Origin of the sequence: Pseudoalteromonas sp. SG43-1 (assembly GCF_014164415.1) — a bacterium.
GTDB classification, from domain to species: Bacteria; Pseudomonadota; Gammaproteobacteria; order Enterobacterales; family Alteromonadaceae; genus Pseudoalteromonas; species Pseudoalteromonas distincta.
This window is the reverse complement of record NZ_JACJFD010000002.1, coordinates 86540-104323: the sequence shown is the minus strand read 5'-3', so window position 1 is coordinate 104323 and position 17784 is coordinate 86540. Positions and strand designations below refer to the sequence as shown.

The 17784-nt window shown below is 36.1% G+C and carries 17 protein-coding genes; 2 read left to right on the top strand and 15 right to left on the bottom strand.

What is annotated here, in order from left to right:
• Positions 1 to 38: 38 nt before the first annotated feature.
• The 13 genes from H5159_RS02585 to H5159_RS02525 form a co-directional block, all read right to left on the bottom strand.
• On the bottom strand, positions 39 to 476 hold the full coding sequence (locus H5159_RS02585) for a hypothetical protein (RefSeq protein ID WP_182779658.1): 438 nt from the start codon (positions 474 to 476) through the stop codon (positions 39 to 41).
• A complete protein-coding gene (locus H5159_RS02580) occupies positions 473 to 892 on the bottom strand; it encodes a hypothetical protein (protein WP_182779657.1) in 420 nt (139 codons plus the stop codon). The genes H5159_RS02585 and H5159_RS02580 overlap by 4 nt, the downstream gene beginning before the upstream one ends.
• A gap of 20 nt (positions 893 to 912) precedes the next feature.
• Positions 913 to 2967 carry a hypothetical protein gene (locus H5159_RS02575; protein WP_182779656.1) on the bottom strand — a complete coding sequence of 685 codons (2055 nt, stop codon included), beginning with the start codon at positions 2965 to 2967 and terminating at the stop codon, positions 913 to 915.
• A 125-nt stretch (positions 2968 to 3092) separates the two neighbouring features.
• Positions 3093 to 4127: a hypothetical protein gene (locus tag H5159_RS02570; protein WP_182779655.1), complete on the bottom strand. Its 1035-nt coding sequence runs from the start codon at positions 4125 to 4127 to the stop codon at positions 3093 to 3095.
• 66 nt (positions 4128 to 4193) lie between these two features.
• A complete protein-coding gene (locus tag H5159_RS02565; protein WP_096739593.1) occupies positions 4194 to 4634 on the bottom strand; it encodes a hypothetical protein in 441 nt (146 codons plus the stop codon).
• 73 nt (positions 4635 to 4707) lie between these two features.
• Positions 4708 to 5400 (bottom strand): hypothetical protein, encoded by a 693-nt coding sequence (locus H5159_RS02560; protein ID WP_182779654.1) that lies wholly within the window; start codon positions 5398 to 5400, stop codon positions 4708 to 4710.
• Positions 5401 to 5440: 40 nt separating this feature from the next.
• Positions 5441 to 6064 carry a hypothetical protein gene (locus H5159_RS02555; RefSeq protein ID WP_182779653.1) on the bottom strand — a complete coding sequence of 208 codons (624 nt, stop codon included), beginning with the start codon at positions 6062 to 6064 and terminating at the stop codon, positions 5441 to 5443.
• 310 nt (positions 6065 to 6374) lie between these two features.
• Positions 6375 to 6800: a hypothetical protein gene (locus H5159_RS02550; RefSeq protein ID WP_182779652.1), complete on the bottom strand. Its 426-nt coding sequence runs from the start codon at positions 6798 to 6800 to the stop codon at positions 6375 to 6377.
• 56 nt (positions 6801 to 6856) lie between these two features.
• The gene (locus tag H5159_RS02545; RefSeq protein ID WP_182779651.1) at positions 6857 to 7279 is read right to left on the bottom strand and encodes a hypothetical protein; all 423 of its coding nucleotides are present in this window, start codon (positions 7277 to 7279) and stop codon (positions 6857 to 6859) included.
• Positions 7280 to 7343: 64 nt separating this feature from the next.
• Complete coding sequence (locus H5159_RS02540) at positions 7344 to 9380, bottom strand: IPT/TIG domain-containing protein (protein WP_182779650.1); 2037 nt, start codon at positions 9378 to 9380, stop codon at positions 7344 to 7346.
• Between the two features lie 139 nt (positions 9381 to 9519).
• Positions 9520 to 10728 (bottom strand): ABC transporter permease, encoded by a 1209-nt coding sequence (locus tag H5159_RS02535; RefSeq protein ID WP_182736576.1) that lies wholly within the window; start codon positions 10726 to 10728, stop codon positions 9520 to 9522.
• Entirely contained in the window at positions 10721 to 11509 is a 789-nt protein-coding gene (locus H5159_RS02530; RefSeq protein ID WP_182779649.1) for an ATP-binding cassette domain-containing protein, read from the bottom strand. Before H5159_RS02530 ends, H5159_RS02535 begins: the two co-directional genes overlap by 8 nt.
• Positions 11506 to 12318 carry a DUF3025 domain-containing protein gene (locus H5159_RS02525; RefSeq protein WP_096793172.1) on the bottom strand — a complete coding sequence of 271 codons (813 nt, stop codon included), beginning with the start codon at positions 12316 to 12318 and terminating at the stop codon, positions 11506 to 11508. The genes H5159_RS02530 and H5159_RS02525 overlap by 4 nt, the downstream gene beginning before the upstream one ends.
• 113 nt (positions 12319 to 12431) lie before the next feature.
• On the opposite strand from H5159_RS02525, the gene H5159_RS02520 reads away from it, so the two are divergent.
• Positions 12432 to 14057: a M28 family metallopeptidase gene (locus H5159_RS02520; protein WP_182779648.1), complete on the top strand. Its 1626-nt coding sequence runs from the start codon at positions 12432 to 12434 to the stop codon at positions 14055 to 14057.
• Between the two features lie 120 nt (positions 14058 to 14177).
• Complete coding sequence (locus H5159_RS02515; protein ID WP_182779647.1) at positions 14178 to 15347, top strand: putative manganese transporter; 1170 nt, start codon at positions 14178 to 14180, stop codon at positions 15345 to 15347.
• A gap of 61 nt (positions 15348 to 15408) precedes the next feature.
• On the opposite strand, the gene H5159_RS02510 is transcribed toward H5159_RS02515, so the two are convergent.
• Positions 15409 to 15774, bottom strand: coding sequence for a DUF805 domain-containing protein (locus tag H5159_RS02510; protein WP_182779646.1), 366 nt, complete (start codon positions 15772 to 15774; stop codon positions 15409 to 15411).
• 418 nt (positions 15775 to 16192) lie between these two features.
• Positions 16193 to 17779: a dihydrolipoyllysine-residue acetyltransferase gene (locus H5159_RS02505; RefSeq protein WP_165723474.1), complete on the bottom strand. Its 1587-nt coding sequence runs from the start codon at positions 17777 to 17779 to the stop codon at positions 16193 to 16195.
• Positions 17780 to 17784: the final 5 nt, after the last annotated feature.

Below are 17784 nucleotides of genomic sequence, written 5' to 3'. Positions count from 1 at the left end.
CTCATAACATATAAATACTTAAGGTAGTCAAAAGCTAATTAACTAGACGCAACAATGATTATCCATCCATCTTCTTTGGTAAGTTCAAATACACAGCCGTCAGACACGAATTTTTTTTCACCATACTGGGCTCTTATATCAACCTGTGCATAATTAGATTTCGATTCAGTTGATAATTTTTGAGATAAAACCTCGAATTCAGGGCTTGTTACATACTTTTGAAACTTTTCTGCCTTTTTACTCAAGTATGCGATAGCGCGTTTTTTTTCGTCCTCAGTATCTTTGAAATGCTTTGGTACAAAAGACATTAAGGTATCAATGTCTTTATCAGCTTTTGCTTTTCTAAACTCTTCGCACTTCTTTATAAATAATGGATCTTGATTATCCTTAGCAGGAAAATTCACATTTGATTCATCTGCAAAAGCTGATGTGCTTAAAAACATAATGCTAGAAAAGGCTATTAATTGTGATTTCATTTTAAATCCTTTGTGAACGGAACAAATAAGGGGGAGGTTGTGTAAACATTAAGCTTTTCCTCATCTACACTGATTGCTGTGGCATCCATAGTAAAATTAAAACCACCATCAGCCTCTTCCCAGGTAAAGCTACTAACGTCAGGTGCTTGAGCAAATAACTTTCGTTCATTATTAAAACAAGAAACTCCCTGTAGCATTTTTTGTTGATCTTCTACATGCCAAAAGTCATTATCTGGTTTAGAGAGGTATATATAACAACCACGCTCTAGACCTTCAACACTCACTTTATAATTTAACAGTCCAATATCGGGATTTAGTTCGACAGAACCTTCAATAACATCATTAACTGAATATGAGTCTACACACCCTTGCAAAACTAATGAACCAAGCAATACACACATGGTTTTTTTTAACATAACGTTCCTTTTATATACTCTTAATTATTATTTTTACGTTCACTTTTTAGTTTTTTATAAAGATCATCGGCTACTGCTGTGGCTTTACCAATAATGCTATAAGAGTCATCTTTTAAAAATGCGTCAATCGACTCTTGCCTTAAATTTTCTTCATACCAGTATTTAAACTCTTTGTATGATACTAAATCACTTATTTTATTTTTTAACTGTTGGACATTCTCAACTTTGTTTTGATATGCAAAAGCACGTAAAACAAAAGATTTAAGCGTACTATCAACACTTAGCTCTATTTGGCTATCATCGGCTATGTAACTTTGGAATAATCGAATGCCGTTTTTGTAATAAAGAGAAATATAATCAGTGGTTGAGCTTATTTGTACCTGTTTGTTATTAAAAGCATTAATGCCATAAAACTCTCCGTCTAAATTATCTACATAAAAAGGTCCCTTAATATGTAAGTAATCAGGCATGACAACCTTTAGGGATATAACGTGTTCTTTTTTGATACTTGAGTAGTTACTTTCACCATATACATTTTGTAAGCTAAACCAGCCTGTACCAACATCACTAGGCACGATAAAATTAGCATTAGTATCGTCTATATAATCCAACTGAATTGTTGGGCCATCTGCAAAAACTAATGCAGTACCACTTTCTAAATTTGCACCAGTTATTGATACTTTATCGCCTTCAACTACATTTTTAATCGGAATGCCTGTAACAACTGGTGTTTTTGGATGCAGTAATGTGGCATCAATACTGTTGGTTTTATAGCCATCTATAGCTAGAAAAAATGTAATGGGTTCTCCGCCCAACGCTACCTTTGGATAATTAGGTATAACAAATTCAATTTTATTCTCTGATGTAATCGTCACTGGTAAATTAACGACTGGCTGTTTGTCATCCCCTTTTAACATTACCAAATGTGCCGCATCACCTTTTAGGTTTTCTGCATTTAAATTAGCAGGGAAAAACGGCCTAACTTTGTTAATAAATACTGCTTCGTCACTATGAGAATATGTTGCAGAGCTAATGACTGGGGTATTTGATGGGTATAAGTTATTTATAGCAATTAGTTTTTCTAGTGGCTGCGGATCATTTTCATCAAACAAAAAGTCGCCATCGTCGTCAGTATCTAAAAAATTAGGGATGCCATCACCATCAAAGTCATAACGGATAAATTCAACTAAGTTTAATTCATCTGAATCTAAAACTGCATTATTGTCACTATCTGAGTCAATAAAGGCTGGTTTTTTATCACCATCTAAATCGTAGGTTTGTTCTATAGCATCAGTAATGCCATCATCATCACTGTCTAAATCAAGCCAGTTTGGAGTACCATCATTGTCGACATCATGACTAAAGATAAAGTTAGCTGTATAAATATGGTACTCATTTCCATCGGGTATTTTATCAGCATCTGTATGTTGCCCAAGGTGGTTCATTCCCAAAGCAAGCTCTTTGTTTGTGGGAACTGCGTCTTTATCTATATCAATAAATGCATGTACCGTATATGTAAAGCTATCTGCACCTAAGTTGTTTCTATCAGTAATACTTAAATTATATTCACCTGCTTGCTTAGGTGAAAAAGTAATAACCTGACCGACTTTACCAACGTGTTCAATGTTTGTTGGTATAGAAGAAATAACATCGCCATTATTATTAATAATTGTTAAAGACGGTGTAAAACGTGAATCATCTTTAAAAAGTATAATCGTCACTGATAAGTCTTCAAATAGCATTGAGCTGGGGATATTAAATTTAAAATCATCTATATCTACATTTTTAGCAATAACCCCCGCCGCTTTAAAAGGTATTTTCCCAACAGGGTTTGCTTGGCCAACGTTATTATTAAACTCTTGTTCTTGAACAACCGACATTGTAGTTTTAGCAGCATCAAACGGATAGTCATCCTGCTCATCAGGCACACCATCGCCATCTTCATCTTTGTTTTGCCACGTGCCTACAGGTGGTGGCGATTGGATTGTTTTTGCTTGGATGTGTGATGTATACGTTAGCGAGCTAAAAGCGCTGCTTACGCTCAATAGCGAGAAGTAAATAAGGGGTAGTTTCAAGAATCCATCCTTGTTGGTTAATCCATTAAAGTATTTATTATTTGCCTAAAGTTTATTCTTTTTAGTTAATTAGGACATCGTACCTAAATTAATACAGCCATTCAAGCTTACACATCTATAGCCACCTATGTATCGATAGATTTTGCAAACCAATCATGTATGGCGATACTGTATTTTCTTGGTAAGTTGTAACCTAAACAAATCGCGCCAGATTTAGTTAGCAGGTAAGTCCTTCGCGCGACTTTGGCAGCGCCCCATACATCGTCTAGCTTTATAACTTTGTTTTTGACCCCAGTAGCTTTAACTATTAAATCGCCATTGCTTACGCTAAACCGCTTACGGCCCATAACTAACATACTTAAATAACCCCCTAACACAATGAGTACTACCGATAAAACTGACTGTAGAGCGGCTGGTAAATATTGAGCTCCTACAAGGTCTGCATGGTTAAATAAAAACCAAATAGTAAATAATGTAAACAACCAAATTAGCATTAAGAGCGAGCAAAATTGCGGTGATGTAACGGGTCTGGCAGTTATTATTAACTCACCACCGTTACTTTGTTTAAAGTAAGGGTCATTAGGAATATCAGCTGACTCTGTGCTTTTAGTTTTTAATCCATCAATACTTAATTTATGCCTACGATTACCAGCAACCAACGCCAAATCATTATCAAAATGCGCCTCTAAAAAAGCAACTGATTTTAAAATATCTGAAAGTGTCGCAACGTTCATTGTGAGCTCTGGATAACTAAAAAACTTCATTGAAAAATGTTCTAGTACTGGCTTTTCTGGATCAAAGAATTTTTCAAACTCACCGGTTGTAAAGCCACTTACTTCAACAAGGGATAACTGTGAATTAATAATATGCTTTTTTTTAGTAACAAAGCCAAGCCAAGAGCGTGTACTGACAATATCTTTATTTTTAGCGCTTAGTATTACTTTATTGACTTTCAATACCGGCGTGCACAGCACCAAACCCAATAAAATTATTATACTGGACCAAACTAGCTCGCCTGTTTCATATATACCTATAACACTAATATAAATTAGCCATGAGCCTAAGCACATTAACAAAAAGTGAAATATAACCCCTGAGACTCCGCCATTATCTGTAAATATTAGCTGCTCATTGCTTTGTTTTTGTAATTTATAACTCATTAATACACCAATACGACAAATGACTTTTCATGATAAAAAAGGAAGGTTAAGCCTTCCTTATTGAGTTTAAGGTTTTTGACCTAAATACCAACGGCCATTTTCTGATTGCTTAAAATAACAGAGGCTTCTTTTAGTTTTATCCATTTTCCCAGCTTTAAATTCAAGCCTAATAGTTTTTGTGGCTTTTCCTTTGTAAGCTCCTTTTTCTATATTATTACTGATCTCTAAAAATTCATACTCAGTGATTGGCTCGTCACCAAACTTTTTGGTATGGTCATCAAACCAGCTTTTCTCAATTTTATCTTCCATATTTTTTACTGATTCAGGTAATAAATAAAAAAACAGTGCGGGATCATTTTTTAAATAACTGTTTACCATATAATCTTTACATACTGATTTTAAATTTTCATCTGAACCATCTTCAACTCCATGAAAACGCTCCATTGCAACAGTTGATGCACTAAATAAGCACCCTACTATGGCCGTTATTAATGTTTTATTTTTCACATTTATTCCTTGTGTTTCATTATTTTTAACCGCTACGCCAATTTAACAAAGTTAAAATATCAATTAACAGCTATCAAATTAAGTATGTTTGAACAATAACAATACTTGTAAGTACAGTTACAAAAAGTGCTGCAAACATAATTGCTATAGCCTTAATGACTGGTGGAAATAAATAAGATACTTCAACAGCTGTTCTTTTGACCATTACTTCTATTATTTCAGGCAGCATAAAAAGGTTTATTCGATTAATTGTCAGCGTGTCTTTATTAGTAAATAAAAATGTAGCATGAGTAAAAAATGGGAGTTTAATATTTTCATGGCGACTAACCGTTCCACGAATACGCTTTACTATGGTGTAATCAAACTTACCCACGGTTACCTCTTCAATATCCCGATAGTAAAACTTTTTATTTACACTACCAGCACCTTTTAATTCAAAATATTCATGATAGAGGGTAATTGATTGTTTGTTGCCGCGTTTAAAAAACAGAAACGCGATTAAAACAGCAAAGTAAAAGCCGGTAAAATAAAGTACAACATATTCAGGCCTATTATTAGTATCGTACACCCTACCTTCACTTATAAAAAAACAGGTTAATAAAAACCCAACAATGTAAGCTATTACACTGTGTAGGTAGAGTTGCTTTTTAGTAAAATTTTTTAATAAAGGATATGTTGTTAAATCGGCCTTACTATCTTTCTCAAGGCGTTCATCCGCGTTATATGAGTTAGTTAATCGCCTAAATTTATTACACAAAAAGTCCATAAAGCCTCTTTTATAAAATCAGAAATCCCTTGTGATAGGGTTAGATAAAAAATAACAAAATCATCAAGCAAAAAATGATTAAAAATAAAAAATAAAGCGGTAGCTTTGTAATTAATGATGTTTTGAATTCAATACTTACACCATGCTTCTCTTTTAACCAATCTACAAATTCAGGAAGCTGTAATATTGATAAGCGATTAAAAACCTGTTTTTTATTGTTCTGGTATTCAATTACTGCCCCGGTAATAATTTTAAAATCACTACTTTTAGTCGGAAATACTTTTAGCGTTACTTTAACCGGATTGGTTAATTCAATGGGTTCTACACTGCCTGTGTGTTTATCTACGGTTAAATCTTTGGCACATTTAATACTGTTATTAACCCATATAACAAAGCGGATTGTGTTTATGAGTAATAAATTTAAAACGATTGCTTGAATAACTTGTGGGGATGAATAAGTGGGATACTTGTTTGGCACAAAGTCTATGCCAAATAGGCCAAAGCCAATAGCAACAAGTGTATTTATTACAAAAAACATCAGCCACTGTTTAGTCGTTTTTTGTGGCCATCGCCCCGTGTTTTTTAATTTATAATTATCATTATGCGCAAAAACAGGCATGTTTTTTACATTGTTATAAATAGAGTGCGAGAGTGAGTCTTTCACGTTTTAAAGGTTCCTTCTTCTAGCGTATTGCGCTGCAATAAAAACTATTTAGTTAATCAATTTACAATGAGTATTCAAACTCTACAGGGCCAACAGTTCTTGCTTCATAACTTACTCCATGATCCGCCACTAATTCACCATGAAAATTAAGCGTGGCTTTATTTCCAACAATAAATTTAAGTGTTGAAATTAAGTACTTTATTAAGCTCCAGCATGTTGTATTTTTTAGTGTTACTTTTCTTGAAGAACAAAAATTGCACAATTAAATTATTCTTGTACATTAAGCTATGTGCTTAATATAAGAAACTGATTAAAGACTAGTTTTATACCACTGATTAGTTTCTTTATCTAAACCATAGTCACAGAGAAAATGGGAACTTCCTGTCTCTATATTTAAAAACCCAATTTCAACTTGAACTTTTTTTTCTATGTTAAATAAAAAGTCTTTATCTTTTTCTTCTATCAATATAAACAATGTAAGTTCGTAATCAGCTGTTTTAATCGAATCATCATATCTAGAAGCTTTTTTTAAAAACTTCTTTTTCATATATGAATATGAATTAGCCTTATTTACAGCTTGAACCTTTGGATGAAAATCTTCTATATAGGAATCGAAATCCTTATTTACAATCTTCATCGCATTGTCGTGGCACATTTTAGTCACTAAATCTTTATCCGACTCAGCATAAGCAAAGCTAGATAATAAAAATAAAGGTACAAATTTATAGAGTTTCATAATTATCCTTAACTAAGTTTTGGTTTTTGGTGGAGCAGTATGTAATGGTTCACTCATTAAATGCTCGTCTTGTACCATTTTTTTGCATCTTTATCCAAACCGAACTCACATACAAAATGTGAACTGCCAGTTTCTATACTTAAAAAGCCAATTTTAACCTGTACTTTTTTTTCTATATTAAACAAAAAGTTATTTTCTTCTTTATTTATAATTATGAATTCTTCAGGTTCATAACCTGCTGTTTTAATAGACTCATTATACTTTGCTGCTTTTTTTAAAAACATTTTATTTAAGTACTTTTTAGCATTTTCTTTTGCCTCAGCATTTGGATGAAAGTCTTGTATGTATGAGTCAAAATCCTTGTTCACAATTTTTATAGCATTGTCGTAACACTTTTCAACAAAAAATTCTTTATCGGGTACCGCACTAGCGGAGTAAGAAAAAAATAAAAATAATGGTACAAATTTATAGAGTTTCATAATTATCCTTAACTAAGTTTTGGTTTTTACTGTTTGAAAATAAATAACTTATTGATGCTGCTTATCAGTTTGATATTGAGTTTTTTGAACTCGCTATTGCTTTATTTAGCATAGATTGATAATTGGATGAATTATCATCTATGAAACGTGGGTTACTTAAATTTGATTCAATAAAGTTGGCAAATACTTTAACGTCTTCGTTAGAACTGATTGTTTTAAAGGCCTCCTTCCACCTTCCCTGTTCTATGTTATTACCTAAAGCACCACCATACCAAACTGTAGAAGCAGCTATATGAATTGGCGTAATCACAATACTTTTTTCTGCTTGAAAAACAACTGTATTAATAAATTCATGAGGGTGACCATTTTCATCAATATAAAGCGCCATAACAACATCACTAACACCACTAACACCACTAACACCACTAACACCACCAAAAATATAGTTAACGTTTAAATCATCACCAAGCTGTTCTTCTTGGTTGGTCGGTGTTTTTAAAGAAGTAACTAATAATGGTGCTAATACTTCATTGGGTATGTTCAATTGGCTGTAATCTAAAAGTACTTCATCACCAATTTTAACTGTGACTGTATTACTTGTACCATAAGTTGTTTTGGCTGTTAATTTAGCTTGAGATCTGACGCCGTCAGGAACAACAAAGGTCAATTTTTCGTTATTTATAATTGAAGGCTTAGTTTTTATATTATCAATAAAAACAAGCGTATCATTAGAAAAATGTTGACCCGATAGGCTTACGGTGTCACCCACCGAATAGTAATCAAGTTCTGGTTTTAATATTAAAGGAAGGTTACGGTTTGATTTAATCACATTAATTGAGTTTGAGCGTTTACCCTTAGCAAAAAAATACATAGATTGGGTATGCTCAGGCAGCACAAAGGGAACATCTTGCAATGATGATACTTTTTTATTGATAGGTGGTAAATTATTAGTTCGTTTGAATACGAGTATGCCCTCGGTTTCAAGTCCTCTACCCTTTACTTTGTGCGTCCCATTCTCTACAAAAAGCCCATCATACGACTGGCCCTTAAAAATATAATCTACAGTACTTATTTCTTTATAATCAGCTTCGCCAGGGAAAGTTGAGTCGACTATTTTTAATGGTTCAGCGTCATTTTCATCAAGTAACCCGTCGTTATCGTCATCAACATCGGCGTAATTTGGTACTCTGTCACCGTCAGTATCTGCGGGAAAAGAAGTAAGAGTATCATTAACTTCATTTTTATCGACATTGCCATTGCCATCTGAGTCAAGATCTACAAAGTTACCCAAACCATCTTGATCTTGATCTGAAATGCCTTCTATTTTATCTGATATTCCGTCTGCATCACTATCGTCATCCAACCAATTAGGAAGACCATCCAAGTCAACATCGTGTGAATATGTATTACCATCTAAATAAACATAAAATTCTGTACCGTCAAAAATTCTATCTCTATCTGAGTCTATATCGTCAACAATTAAGCCAAAAGCAGACTCTAGACCATCATCTATGTAATCTATATCTACATCAAAAAAGAGTTTTGCTTTATATGCAAAATTAGTATCCCCTCGCGCATCAACATCAGTAATAGCTAAGTAATAAGTATCTGCAGCAGGAAGCGTAAAATTAGCAGCGGCACCAATATTTCCAATAGCAGTAAAGTTTGATTTAATTTTTTCTACCGACGAACCATCTGAATTGATGATAAATATGTTTGGTCTGAAGATTGTGTTTGTAGTATTGAGTACAACAGATACACGCTCAGCCTTATTTGTTATGAATTTAAATAAATCTAAATCAGCTGTATGATTCACTACACCTGAAACAAAGTATGGGATCTCTGAAGTCAGGTTCTCTGCTTTGGCTAAATTGTCGTTTAACTCCGTTTCTTGATAGTACTTCGCTTTAACTAAGTTTGCATCAAACGGATAATCGTCCTGCTCATCAGGCACACCATCGCCGTCTTCATCTTTGTTTTGCCACGTGCCTACAGGTGGTGGCGATTGAATTGTTTTTTCTTGAGCGGGAATTGTATAACTTAGCAAACTAAAAGCACAGCTTACGCTCAATAGTGAAAAGTAAATGAGGGGTATTTTCAAGAATCCATCCTTGTTTTTTTAATCCGTAGTTCAGCTCATAAATCTAAACTATTTAATGACTTAATACAAACTGCTTTGAAACAAATAGCTTAGAAACAAAAAAGCACCACTACAGCGGTGCTTTTTATAATTAACAATTTTATCTAAAAAGAACGTCTTCTCTGTTAAACCACTTAACACAAAATGCCAATAGTCCAGCAGCAATGATTGCAGTGGCTAAAAATATTAAGCCTACAAATGTGTAATCAACAGTCCCTTTTACTATTTCTTTAATTGCTAATGCTACGTTTGTAACAGGAATGAATGCTGTTTTAGCAGTGAGTTCCATATTTGGCATTATTGAAATAATAATCGGGAAAAATACGCCCATACTAAGTGGTGCCATATAATTTTGCGCTTCTTTAAACGTGCGAGCATAGATAGATATAGCCAGAGCTAAGGCCGAAAATATAGCTGCAACAGGTAGTAATAGTACAAATATCATTAGTAAATCGGTAACTGCTAATGTACTAAATGCGGCTTTAATAAAATCAAGATCGGCAAATGCGAGCGCCAGTGCTATCCAGCAGCCCATACTTAAGACGGTTATGGTTGTGGAGGCAATGGATGTAGTTAACAAGGTTATAAATTTACCAAGCACCAACTCTGTACGCGTAATAGGTGTAAGTAGGAGTGTTTCTAGTGTGCCGCGTTCTTTTTCGCCAGCGCCTAAATCAATAGCGGGATAAGTTGCCCCCATCAATACTAATGGAATAAGTAAATAAGGTAAAAACCCGCCAATTTTTTCACCAAGGTTTTCACGTTTATCGGCTGTATCTACTTTTATGACTTCAATTGGATTAAGAATAGATTTTTGAACAGACTCTTCAATACCAAAACTGATTAGCTTTTGAGTTTGCAGCACGTCACTGTATTCTTTTGCGAGCTCTTTAACGCGTTCGAATAAAAAGTTGATAGATTTTGAATCGTTAAAAACAACCTGCCACTGGCTTTGTTTTCCATCGTTCAATGTTTGCACAGCATGACTTGGTAAATAAATACCCATATCAATATCGCCAGCAATTACACCTGCTTTAAGCTCATCTATATTGTTAAAGGTTTTATCCCCTTTATAAAGCTCAAAACTTTTGTGATAAAACACTTTATCTGTAAACTCTTGTGCGTAGTCACCGTTGATAATCGCGTAAGTGTTTACTTTTTGCTCAGCGTCCATTGCAGCTTGCGAGCTTATAAATGCCATTACGGCAAACAATAACGGAAATATAGCAACAGGGAGCGCGACTACAAATAATAGCGTTTTTTTATCGCGTAATAACTCTCTTAATTCCTTTTTAAATACCTCAAACATCATGTTTCTCCGTTAATATATTCATAAACGCTTGGTTAAGCTCATCACTATTACCTGCTTGTTTAAACTCTTCTACTGTTCCGTCAAAACAGCTAATACCTTCGTTAATTACAGCGACACGGTCACATAAAAGGGCTACTTCATCTAGATGATGGGTTGAGAAAATAACAGGCGTCCCTTGCGCCTTTAAACCTTTGATAAATTTAATAACGGTTTGTGTTGTCATTATATCAAGGCCCGTTGTTGGCTCATCAAGTACCACAACTGCTGGGCGATGAACAACTGCACGCGCTATATTTGCTTTTTGCTTCATCCCCGTTGAAAGGTTTTCTGCCCGTTTATCTACAAATTTATGCATATCTAGCAATGTAAATAGCTCATCACAACGCGATGCAATATCGATTTTGTTCATGCCATGAAGCTTTGCAAAATACTCTATGTTTTCTTTTACAGTTAAGCGGCCATACAACCCCGTAGAGCCTGATAAAAATCCAATAGACTTACGGCCCAGTAGCGGTTTTTTTACAATATCGTTTCCGGCAATCGTTATTGAGCCTTCATCGGGCTTTAACGCGGTTGAAATCATTCTCAGTGTCGTCGTTTTTCCCGCACCATTTGGGCCGAGCAATCCAAGTACCTCACCTTTAGCGCAACTAAAACTAACGTCTCGTACTGAGTGAAAGTAGTCTTTATCTTCACGAGGATCGATGTCGTCTATTTTATTTTTTTTGTGATCTTTAGTTAGCTTAAATTTCTTTTTAAGCCCAGCAACTTCTATCATGTTCGCATCCTTCGTTTCGCTCTAAAATAATCTGTATTGTTGTAAAAAGAGTCGTCTTTGTTTTCGTCATGCCAGCCTGGCACACCTAATAAAGGCAGTGGTGATAGCTTTTTGTTATCGGCTAAGCAGTTATCTGTATTAATCATCTCATAAAGGGCTTGGTCAAGGTACTGGTATTGAGTTACTAAATCTTTACAAAATATTTCATTAGGTACACAAACGAATAACGCTTTACCCGTTAAACCTATATAAGGCTTTGTTAGCATTTCATAATTAGCATGACCAAACATAAAAGGTTTTATTGTTTTACCCCACTCATGTTTGTGTTCAACGAATGCAGTTTTCCATTGGTGATCGCAAAGCCACTGCTGCCATTTACTCTCACTTATAGCTAATACAACACCACACTCATCAAAAAGCGTTAGTGCATTACGATGCTTAGTACGCTGTTGCAGTCCATGCTCAGCTATATCTTGCACATGTCTATGGTTTATTAACGCTTTGGTTTTTGGAAATAAACACCATATAAACCCACCAAATAAGTCATGCCAATTTTCACTTCGTGTAGGTACAACACCCGTTTCAAAAATTACTTGCTCGTAATACCGCTCGCCAAAGTCTACCTTTGCATCATCTTCAAAAGTAATAGGAATATTATTCTCATTAATAGCAGTTAAAAATGGAGAAAACCACTGCGGCGCCGGCCAATCTGTTAGTTCGTTAACTTTAAATAGCTCACGTAAATGCGCAAATGCACCTGTTTCTAAACTACTGATTTGCCACTGCTCGGGGGGAGTAAAACGCTTCATTTAAACCTTTAACAATTTATGCCTATAATTTACGAGAAGTTTACCGCAAAAACTGGTTCTACTTAATAGAAGTTAATATACTAATCACAACTTAAAACAAAAAAAGAGCTGACATGAAACATTATTTCTCTCTCACACTCCTCGCTACTGCTGTTTTAGCAGGTTGCGCAACAACAAGTATTACCCCTACTGATGTAACAAATGGTTATAACAGTATTCAAGCTGATGAACTGGCTAAACATGTAAAAGTACTCGCATCGGATGAGTTTGGTGGCCGTGCTCCTTCATCACCTGGCGAAAAGCTAACGCTTGATTATTTAACTGCGCAGTTTAAAGCCCTAGGTTTAGAGCCAGGTAATGGCGACAGCTACTTACAAGAAGTTCCACTTGTGTCGCTTGAGGCTGATGCAAACATGGTATTAAGTATTGGTGGTAAAGACTATCAATACAAAAAAGACATGGTTATGGGTAGCAGCCGCATAAGCGCACAAGAAGGCATAGAAAATTCTGAACTTGTATTTGTGGGCTACGGCGTTAACGCACCTGAATACAATTGGAATGATTACGAAGGATTAGACGTTAAAGGCAAAACGGTTGTAATGCTGGTTAACGATCCGGGCTTTGCAACAAAAGACCCTACTTTATTTACTGGCGACGCGATGACCTATTATGGACGTTGGACATACAAATACGAAGAAGCGAGTCGACAAGGTGCCGCTGGTGCAATTATTATTCATGAAACAGCACCTGCTTCTTACCCGTGGTCGGTTGTTGAAAACTCGTGGAGCGGCGAGCAGTTTGGTTTTCAAAAAGAAAACAACAACATGGACCGTGTAGCCGTTGAAGGCTGGGTTACAACTGACGTAGCAAAAGAGCTTTTTACTAAAGCAGGTTTAGATTTTGATACCGTTAAAACAAATGCTGCTAAAAGTGCTTACCATGTTGATATGGGCGATTTAACTGCTTCTGTTAATGTTAAAAATACGATTAAAAAATCAGTGTCGTATAACTTTATTGCCACTTTACCTGGTAGTGAGAAACCAGATGAGCATGTTATTTACTCGGCTCATTGGGATCACTTAGGTACAGATAAAACACGTAAAGGCGATCAAATTTATAACGGTGCTCACGACAATGCAACGGGTACCGCTGGGCTAATTGAAGTAGCTGAAGCGTTTACTAAATTACCAAAGCACCCTAGCCGCTCAATGACATTTTTAGCAGTTACGGCTGAAGAGCAAGGCTTACTAGGTTCTAAGTACTATGCAGCTAACCCAGTGATTGCAGCTGATAAAACAGTCGCTAACATAAATATGGATAGCTTAAATTTATTAGGCAAAGTAAAAGACATGAATGTGGTTGGTATTGGTAAGTCACAAATGGATGAGTTTTTAGCAACTGCAGCTAAAGAGCAAGGCAGAACAATATCAGGCGATCCTAAACCATCATCTGGTGGTTATTACCGCTCTGATCACTTTGCATTTGCTAATATGGGCATTCCAGCCATGTACGCAGGTGGCGGTACTGTGGCTGCTGACGAAGAGACAGCTAATTACCGTAAACGCATGAGCTTAGTACTTCGCGGTTGTTATCATCAACCGTGTGATCGTTACCGTGACGAATGGGACTTATCGGGTGCTGTTCAAGACTTACAATTGTTTTATAAAGTAGGTTTTGATATTTCGGAGCAAGAGCAATGGCCAACGTGGAATGCAAACTCAGAATTTCAACGTAAGTAGCATTGGTTTAACATCGAAAAACTCAAAGAGAGTAATCGATTTAAATAGATGTAAATGATATTGATTATCATTTAATTAAAATATACAGTGTTACTAAGTTTATTTAATTGGTAACACTGTATGATTTTACTCTCTCAAATAGGATTTATTACGCCCGCTTCTAAACGCTTTGTTAGCCAAAATAAACGTTTATTATTACCACTTTTTTTACTGGTATGCTTAGCTGTGCCATCACTTCGTGAAATTACAATAACAGCACTAAGTGATGCTTTTTTTCAAGTTAGCGTATTTGTTGCTGCTACATTATTAATTTATTACTACGCCATAGAGCATTTACCTCAATTAGAGCTTAGTTATTTAGGTGCTAAATCGCCGGTATTAGAAATATTTTTTGCTGCCGTTTTAGGTGCCCTTCCTGGATGTGGTGGTGCAATAATAGTGGTTACCCAGTTTACAAAAGGCCAAGCAAGTTTTGGGGCTATTGTTGCTGTTTTAACAGCTACAATGGGAGATGCCGCATTTTTACTCCTTGCCACTCGCCCTACTGAAGGTTTAACCATAATGGCCATTGGCTTAGTAGTAGGCACACTTTGTGGTGTTATAGTAAACGCCCTTCATGCAAAAGACTTTTTACGCCCAACAAAGCAAGAACAAAAACACCAAGTTAAAGTATTGCCAACTCGTATAATTAAAATAAGCAAACCCGTTTGGATGTTCGCTATTATTCCAAGCCTCATTATTGCTTTTTTAATTGCATTTAATGTCGACTTTGATCAATTTGGAAAATACACAGGCACAAGTATTAGTATTTTTGGTGCTGCAATGGCGTTATTTACTGTAACTATATGGGCGTATTCTTCTAAAGGTGAAAGCTATAAAGAAGTAACCTCAGAAGACGATGAATGTAATCCACCTTCTAAAATTATTAAAGTACTTCAAGACACACACTTTGTGACCGCATGGGTAGTGGCATCGTTTATGTTGTTTGAGATTTTAGTAAATATTGCAGGGCTTGATTTAAAAAACTGGTTTGCACATTATGCTTATTTAGCCCCACTTATTGCTGTGGTGATTGGTTTTTTACCAGGTTGTGGTCCGCAAATAATTGTTACTACGTTATATATTCAGGGGATCATTCCATTTAGCGCATTAACTGCTAATGCAATATCTAACGATGGTGATGCGTTATTTCCTGCAATTGCAATGGCACCCAAAGCGGCTGTAATTGCGACTGTGTATACATCTATTCCTGCTTTGGCCGTTGGCTATGGCCTTTACTTTTTAAGTTAAAATTGCCATAAACAAAAAAGCTCAGCTATTGCTGAGCTTTTAGGATGTTAACTTATTTTATTTATAGGGCTGCTGGCTCTGCAGCTAGTTCTTTTGGATTTGGGCCATAATCGTTCTCACCTTCATGTGAGTCTTGTGCAAGAAAAACAATTAAAACAATCCAACCAATTACTGGCACTAACCAAAGTAACTGCCACCAGCCTGAACGACCAGTATCATGAAGGCGACGTGCACCAGCACTTAAGCCAGGAATTAATAGCGCTAAGCTATAAATAGAGCCAATGAACATTGTACCTAGTACACCATCAATCGCATTACAAACTACCGAAAAAATGAAGTTAAATAATACAAACATCCAATATGCTTTACGACGATTACGGCCTGAAAAATCCGCGTAGCTGCGAAGCGCGTTCATATAATGTTCCATGAAATTTCCTTAGTGTTATTTTTTTATATTCCCTAACGGGGTTAACTTTATTACTTTTTAGTAACACATGTATCTTAAATAAAAACAGACTCATTTAAAACAAAAAACCAGCAAAATGCTGGTTTTTTTATTAGGGCGTGTTGACCTTTGCGGATTGTAATTTGTTCAATCTAGGGGCGATTTAATCGCGGCGCGAGGTTTGTAACCTAGTGGGCTAAGTAAAAACCGAGCAACAAAGAGTTTATCGCCCCTAGGCAGAACCCGAAGGGCAGCGCATGTTTGGCTTTTATGCTGCGTTATCGCCTACTTATGGGGAGTAACCACACTTCATAGGCTCTGCCTTGCCTAAAAACCAAACATACTGCTGCAAATTCAATCATCAAAGATCAACACGCCCTAGGTTTAAACAATTATATTATTAACTCATTGCCATCATCATTGCCGAAGGGTTTTCTAAGTACGATTTCCATAGGTTATTAAAGCGAGCAATCGTTCCGCCATCAATAACACGGTGATCGCCAGACCAACTCACTTGCATAATAGCTTTACTCACAACTTGGCCACTTTCATCAAAACGCGGTAAGTGCTGCAGTTTACCCAATGCAACAATAGCCACTTCTGGTTTATTAATGATGGGGGTTGCGATAGTGCCGCCAATTGCACCAATATTAGAGATGCTAATCGTCCCTCCTTTTAAATCATCCGGTGCAACACGCCCTTCTCGCGCAGAATGAGTTAAGCGGGTTAAATCACTTGCCACATCAACAATGCTCTTACTCTGGCACGACTTAATATTAGGCACTAACAAGCCAATTTTTGAATCAACTGCTATACCAATATTATGATCGTTATAATAGGTAAGCTCTGAGCAATCATCATTCACTTTTGAATTAAGTACAGGGTACTCTTTCATTGCTAGCGAGAGTGCTTTTACAAAAAATGGCATCATGGTGAGCTTTACGCCTTGTGCTTTGTACTGCTCTTTTAAGGAGCTGCGCAAAGCTATAAGCTGTGTTAAGTCTATTTCATCACTAAACGTAAAGTGCGGAATAGTTGAAACCGATGCCACCATTTGCTTGGCCATGGCCGCTTTAATGCCTTTAATTTGCTCTACTCGTACACCACCGCTTTGATTCTGTGTTTGGTTTTGTACTGCACTTTGAGAAGCATCGCTATTAAGCGGTGAAGTATCAATAGTATTTGGCACTTCGCCTTTTACAAACTCTTCAATATCTTGCTTGTAAATACGTCCATTTTTTCCACTACCTGGTACGCACGTTAAATCAACATCTAGCTCACGAGCTTTACGACGAACTGCAGGCGACGCCACCGCTTTCTGATTGATAACCTTTGCAGCTTGCTGCGTTTTAACAGAGGCAACTTTTTCAGCGACGGCATTAGTTTGAGCCTTTACGACCGCTTGGTTTATATCAACATTTGGCTTTACTGCACTGCCTGCAATTGTCATTTGAAACAACGGGCTATGTACTTTTGCTATTTCACCTTTTTGGTAATATAGTTTTTTTACTGTGCCTGTATATTTTGCCGGAATTTGTACTAATGCTTTATCGGTCATTACGTCACAAACCGCTTGGTCTTCTTCTATTTCATCACCTTCTGCGACTAACCAATCAACAATCTCACATTCGACAATACCTTCACCAATATCAGGGAGTATAAAGTCTTCAACTACATCAGATGCATTGTTATTAGTTTGATTTTCAGCTTGTACAGGCTCTTCTACTACTTCATTACTCGTACTATCACCAGTTACATCCATAGCAAATAAAGGAGCATGTACTTTAGCAATTTCACCTTTTTGATAATATAGCTTTGAAATAATGCCATCATGCACTGCTGGAATTTGTACTAATGCTTTGTCTGTCATCACATCACAAATTGGCTGGTCCTCAGATACGGTATCGCCTTCTTGAACTAGCCACTCAACAACTTCGCATTCAACAATGCCTTCACCAATATCGGGTAATATAAAATCTTTCGCCATGGTAA

What these genes read in the sequence shown, in the direction of transcription:
- H5159_RS02530 (WP_182779649.1), bottom strand. Translation starts at nt 11,509, where the DNA reads ATGATAGAAGTTGCTGGGCTTAAAAAGAAATTTAAGCTAACTAAAGAT.
- H5159_RS02570 (WP_182779655.1), bottom strand. Translation starts at nt 4,127, where the DNA reads ATGAGTTATAAATTACAAAAACAAAGCAATGAGCAGCTAATATTTACA.
- H5159_RS02535 (WP_182736576.1), bottom strand. Translation starts at nt 10,728, where the DNA reads ATGTTTGAGGTATTTAAAAAGGAATTAAGAGAGTTATTACGCGATAAA.
- H5159_RS02515 (WP_182779647.1), top strand. Translation starts at nt 14,178, where the DNA reads ATGATTTTACTCTCTCAAATAGGATTTATTACGCCCGCTTCTAAACGC.
- H5159_RS02545 (WP_182779651.1), bottom strand. Translation starts at nt 7,279, where the DNA reads ATGAAACTCTATAAATTTGTACCATTATTTTTATTTTTTTCTTACTCC.
- H5159_RS02510 (WP_182779646.1), bottom strand. Translation starts at nt 15,774, where the DNA reads ATGGAACATTATATGAACGCGCTTCGCAGCTACGCGGATTTTTCAGGC.
- H5159_RS02560 (WP_182779654.1), bottom strand. Translation starts at nt 5,400, where the DNA reads ATGGACTTTTTGTGTAATAAATTTAGGCGATTAACTAACTCATATAAC.
- H5159_RS02520 (WP_182779648.1), top strand. Translation starts at nt 12,432, where the DNA reads ATGAAACATTATTTCTCTCTCACACTCCTCGCTACTGCTGTTTTAGCA.
- H5159_RS02550 (WP_182779652.1), bottom strand. Translation starts at nt 6,800, where the DNA reads ATGAAACTCTATAAATTTGTACCTTTATTTTTATTATCTAGCTTTGCT.
- H5159_RS02525 (WP_096793172.1), bottom strand. Translation starts at nt 12,318, where the DNA reads ATGAAGCGTTTTACTCCCCCCGAGCAGTGGCAAATCAGTAGTTTAGAA.
- H5159_RS02585 (WP_182779658.1), bottom strand. Translation starts at nt 476, where the DNA reads ATGAAATCACAATTAATAGCCTTTTCTAGCATTATGTTTTTAAGCACA.
- H5159_RS02505 (WP_165723474.1), bottom strand. Translation starts at nt 17,779, where the DNA reads ATGGCGAAAGATTTTATATTACCCGATATTGGTGAAGGCATTGTTGAA.
- H5159_RS02580 (WP_182779657.1), bottom strand. Translation starts at nt 892, where the DNA reads ATGTTAAAAAAAACCATGTGTGTATTGCTTGGTTCATTAGTTTTGCAA.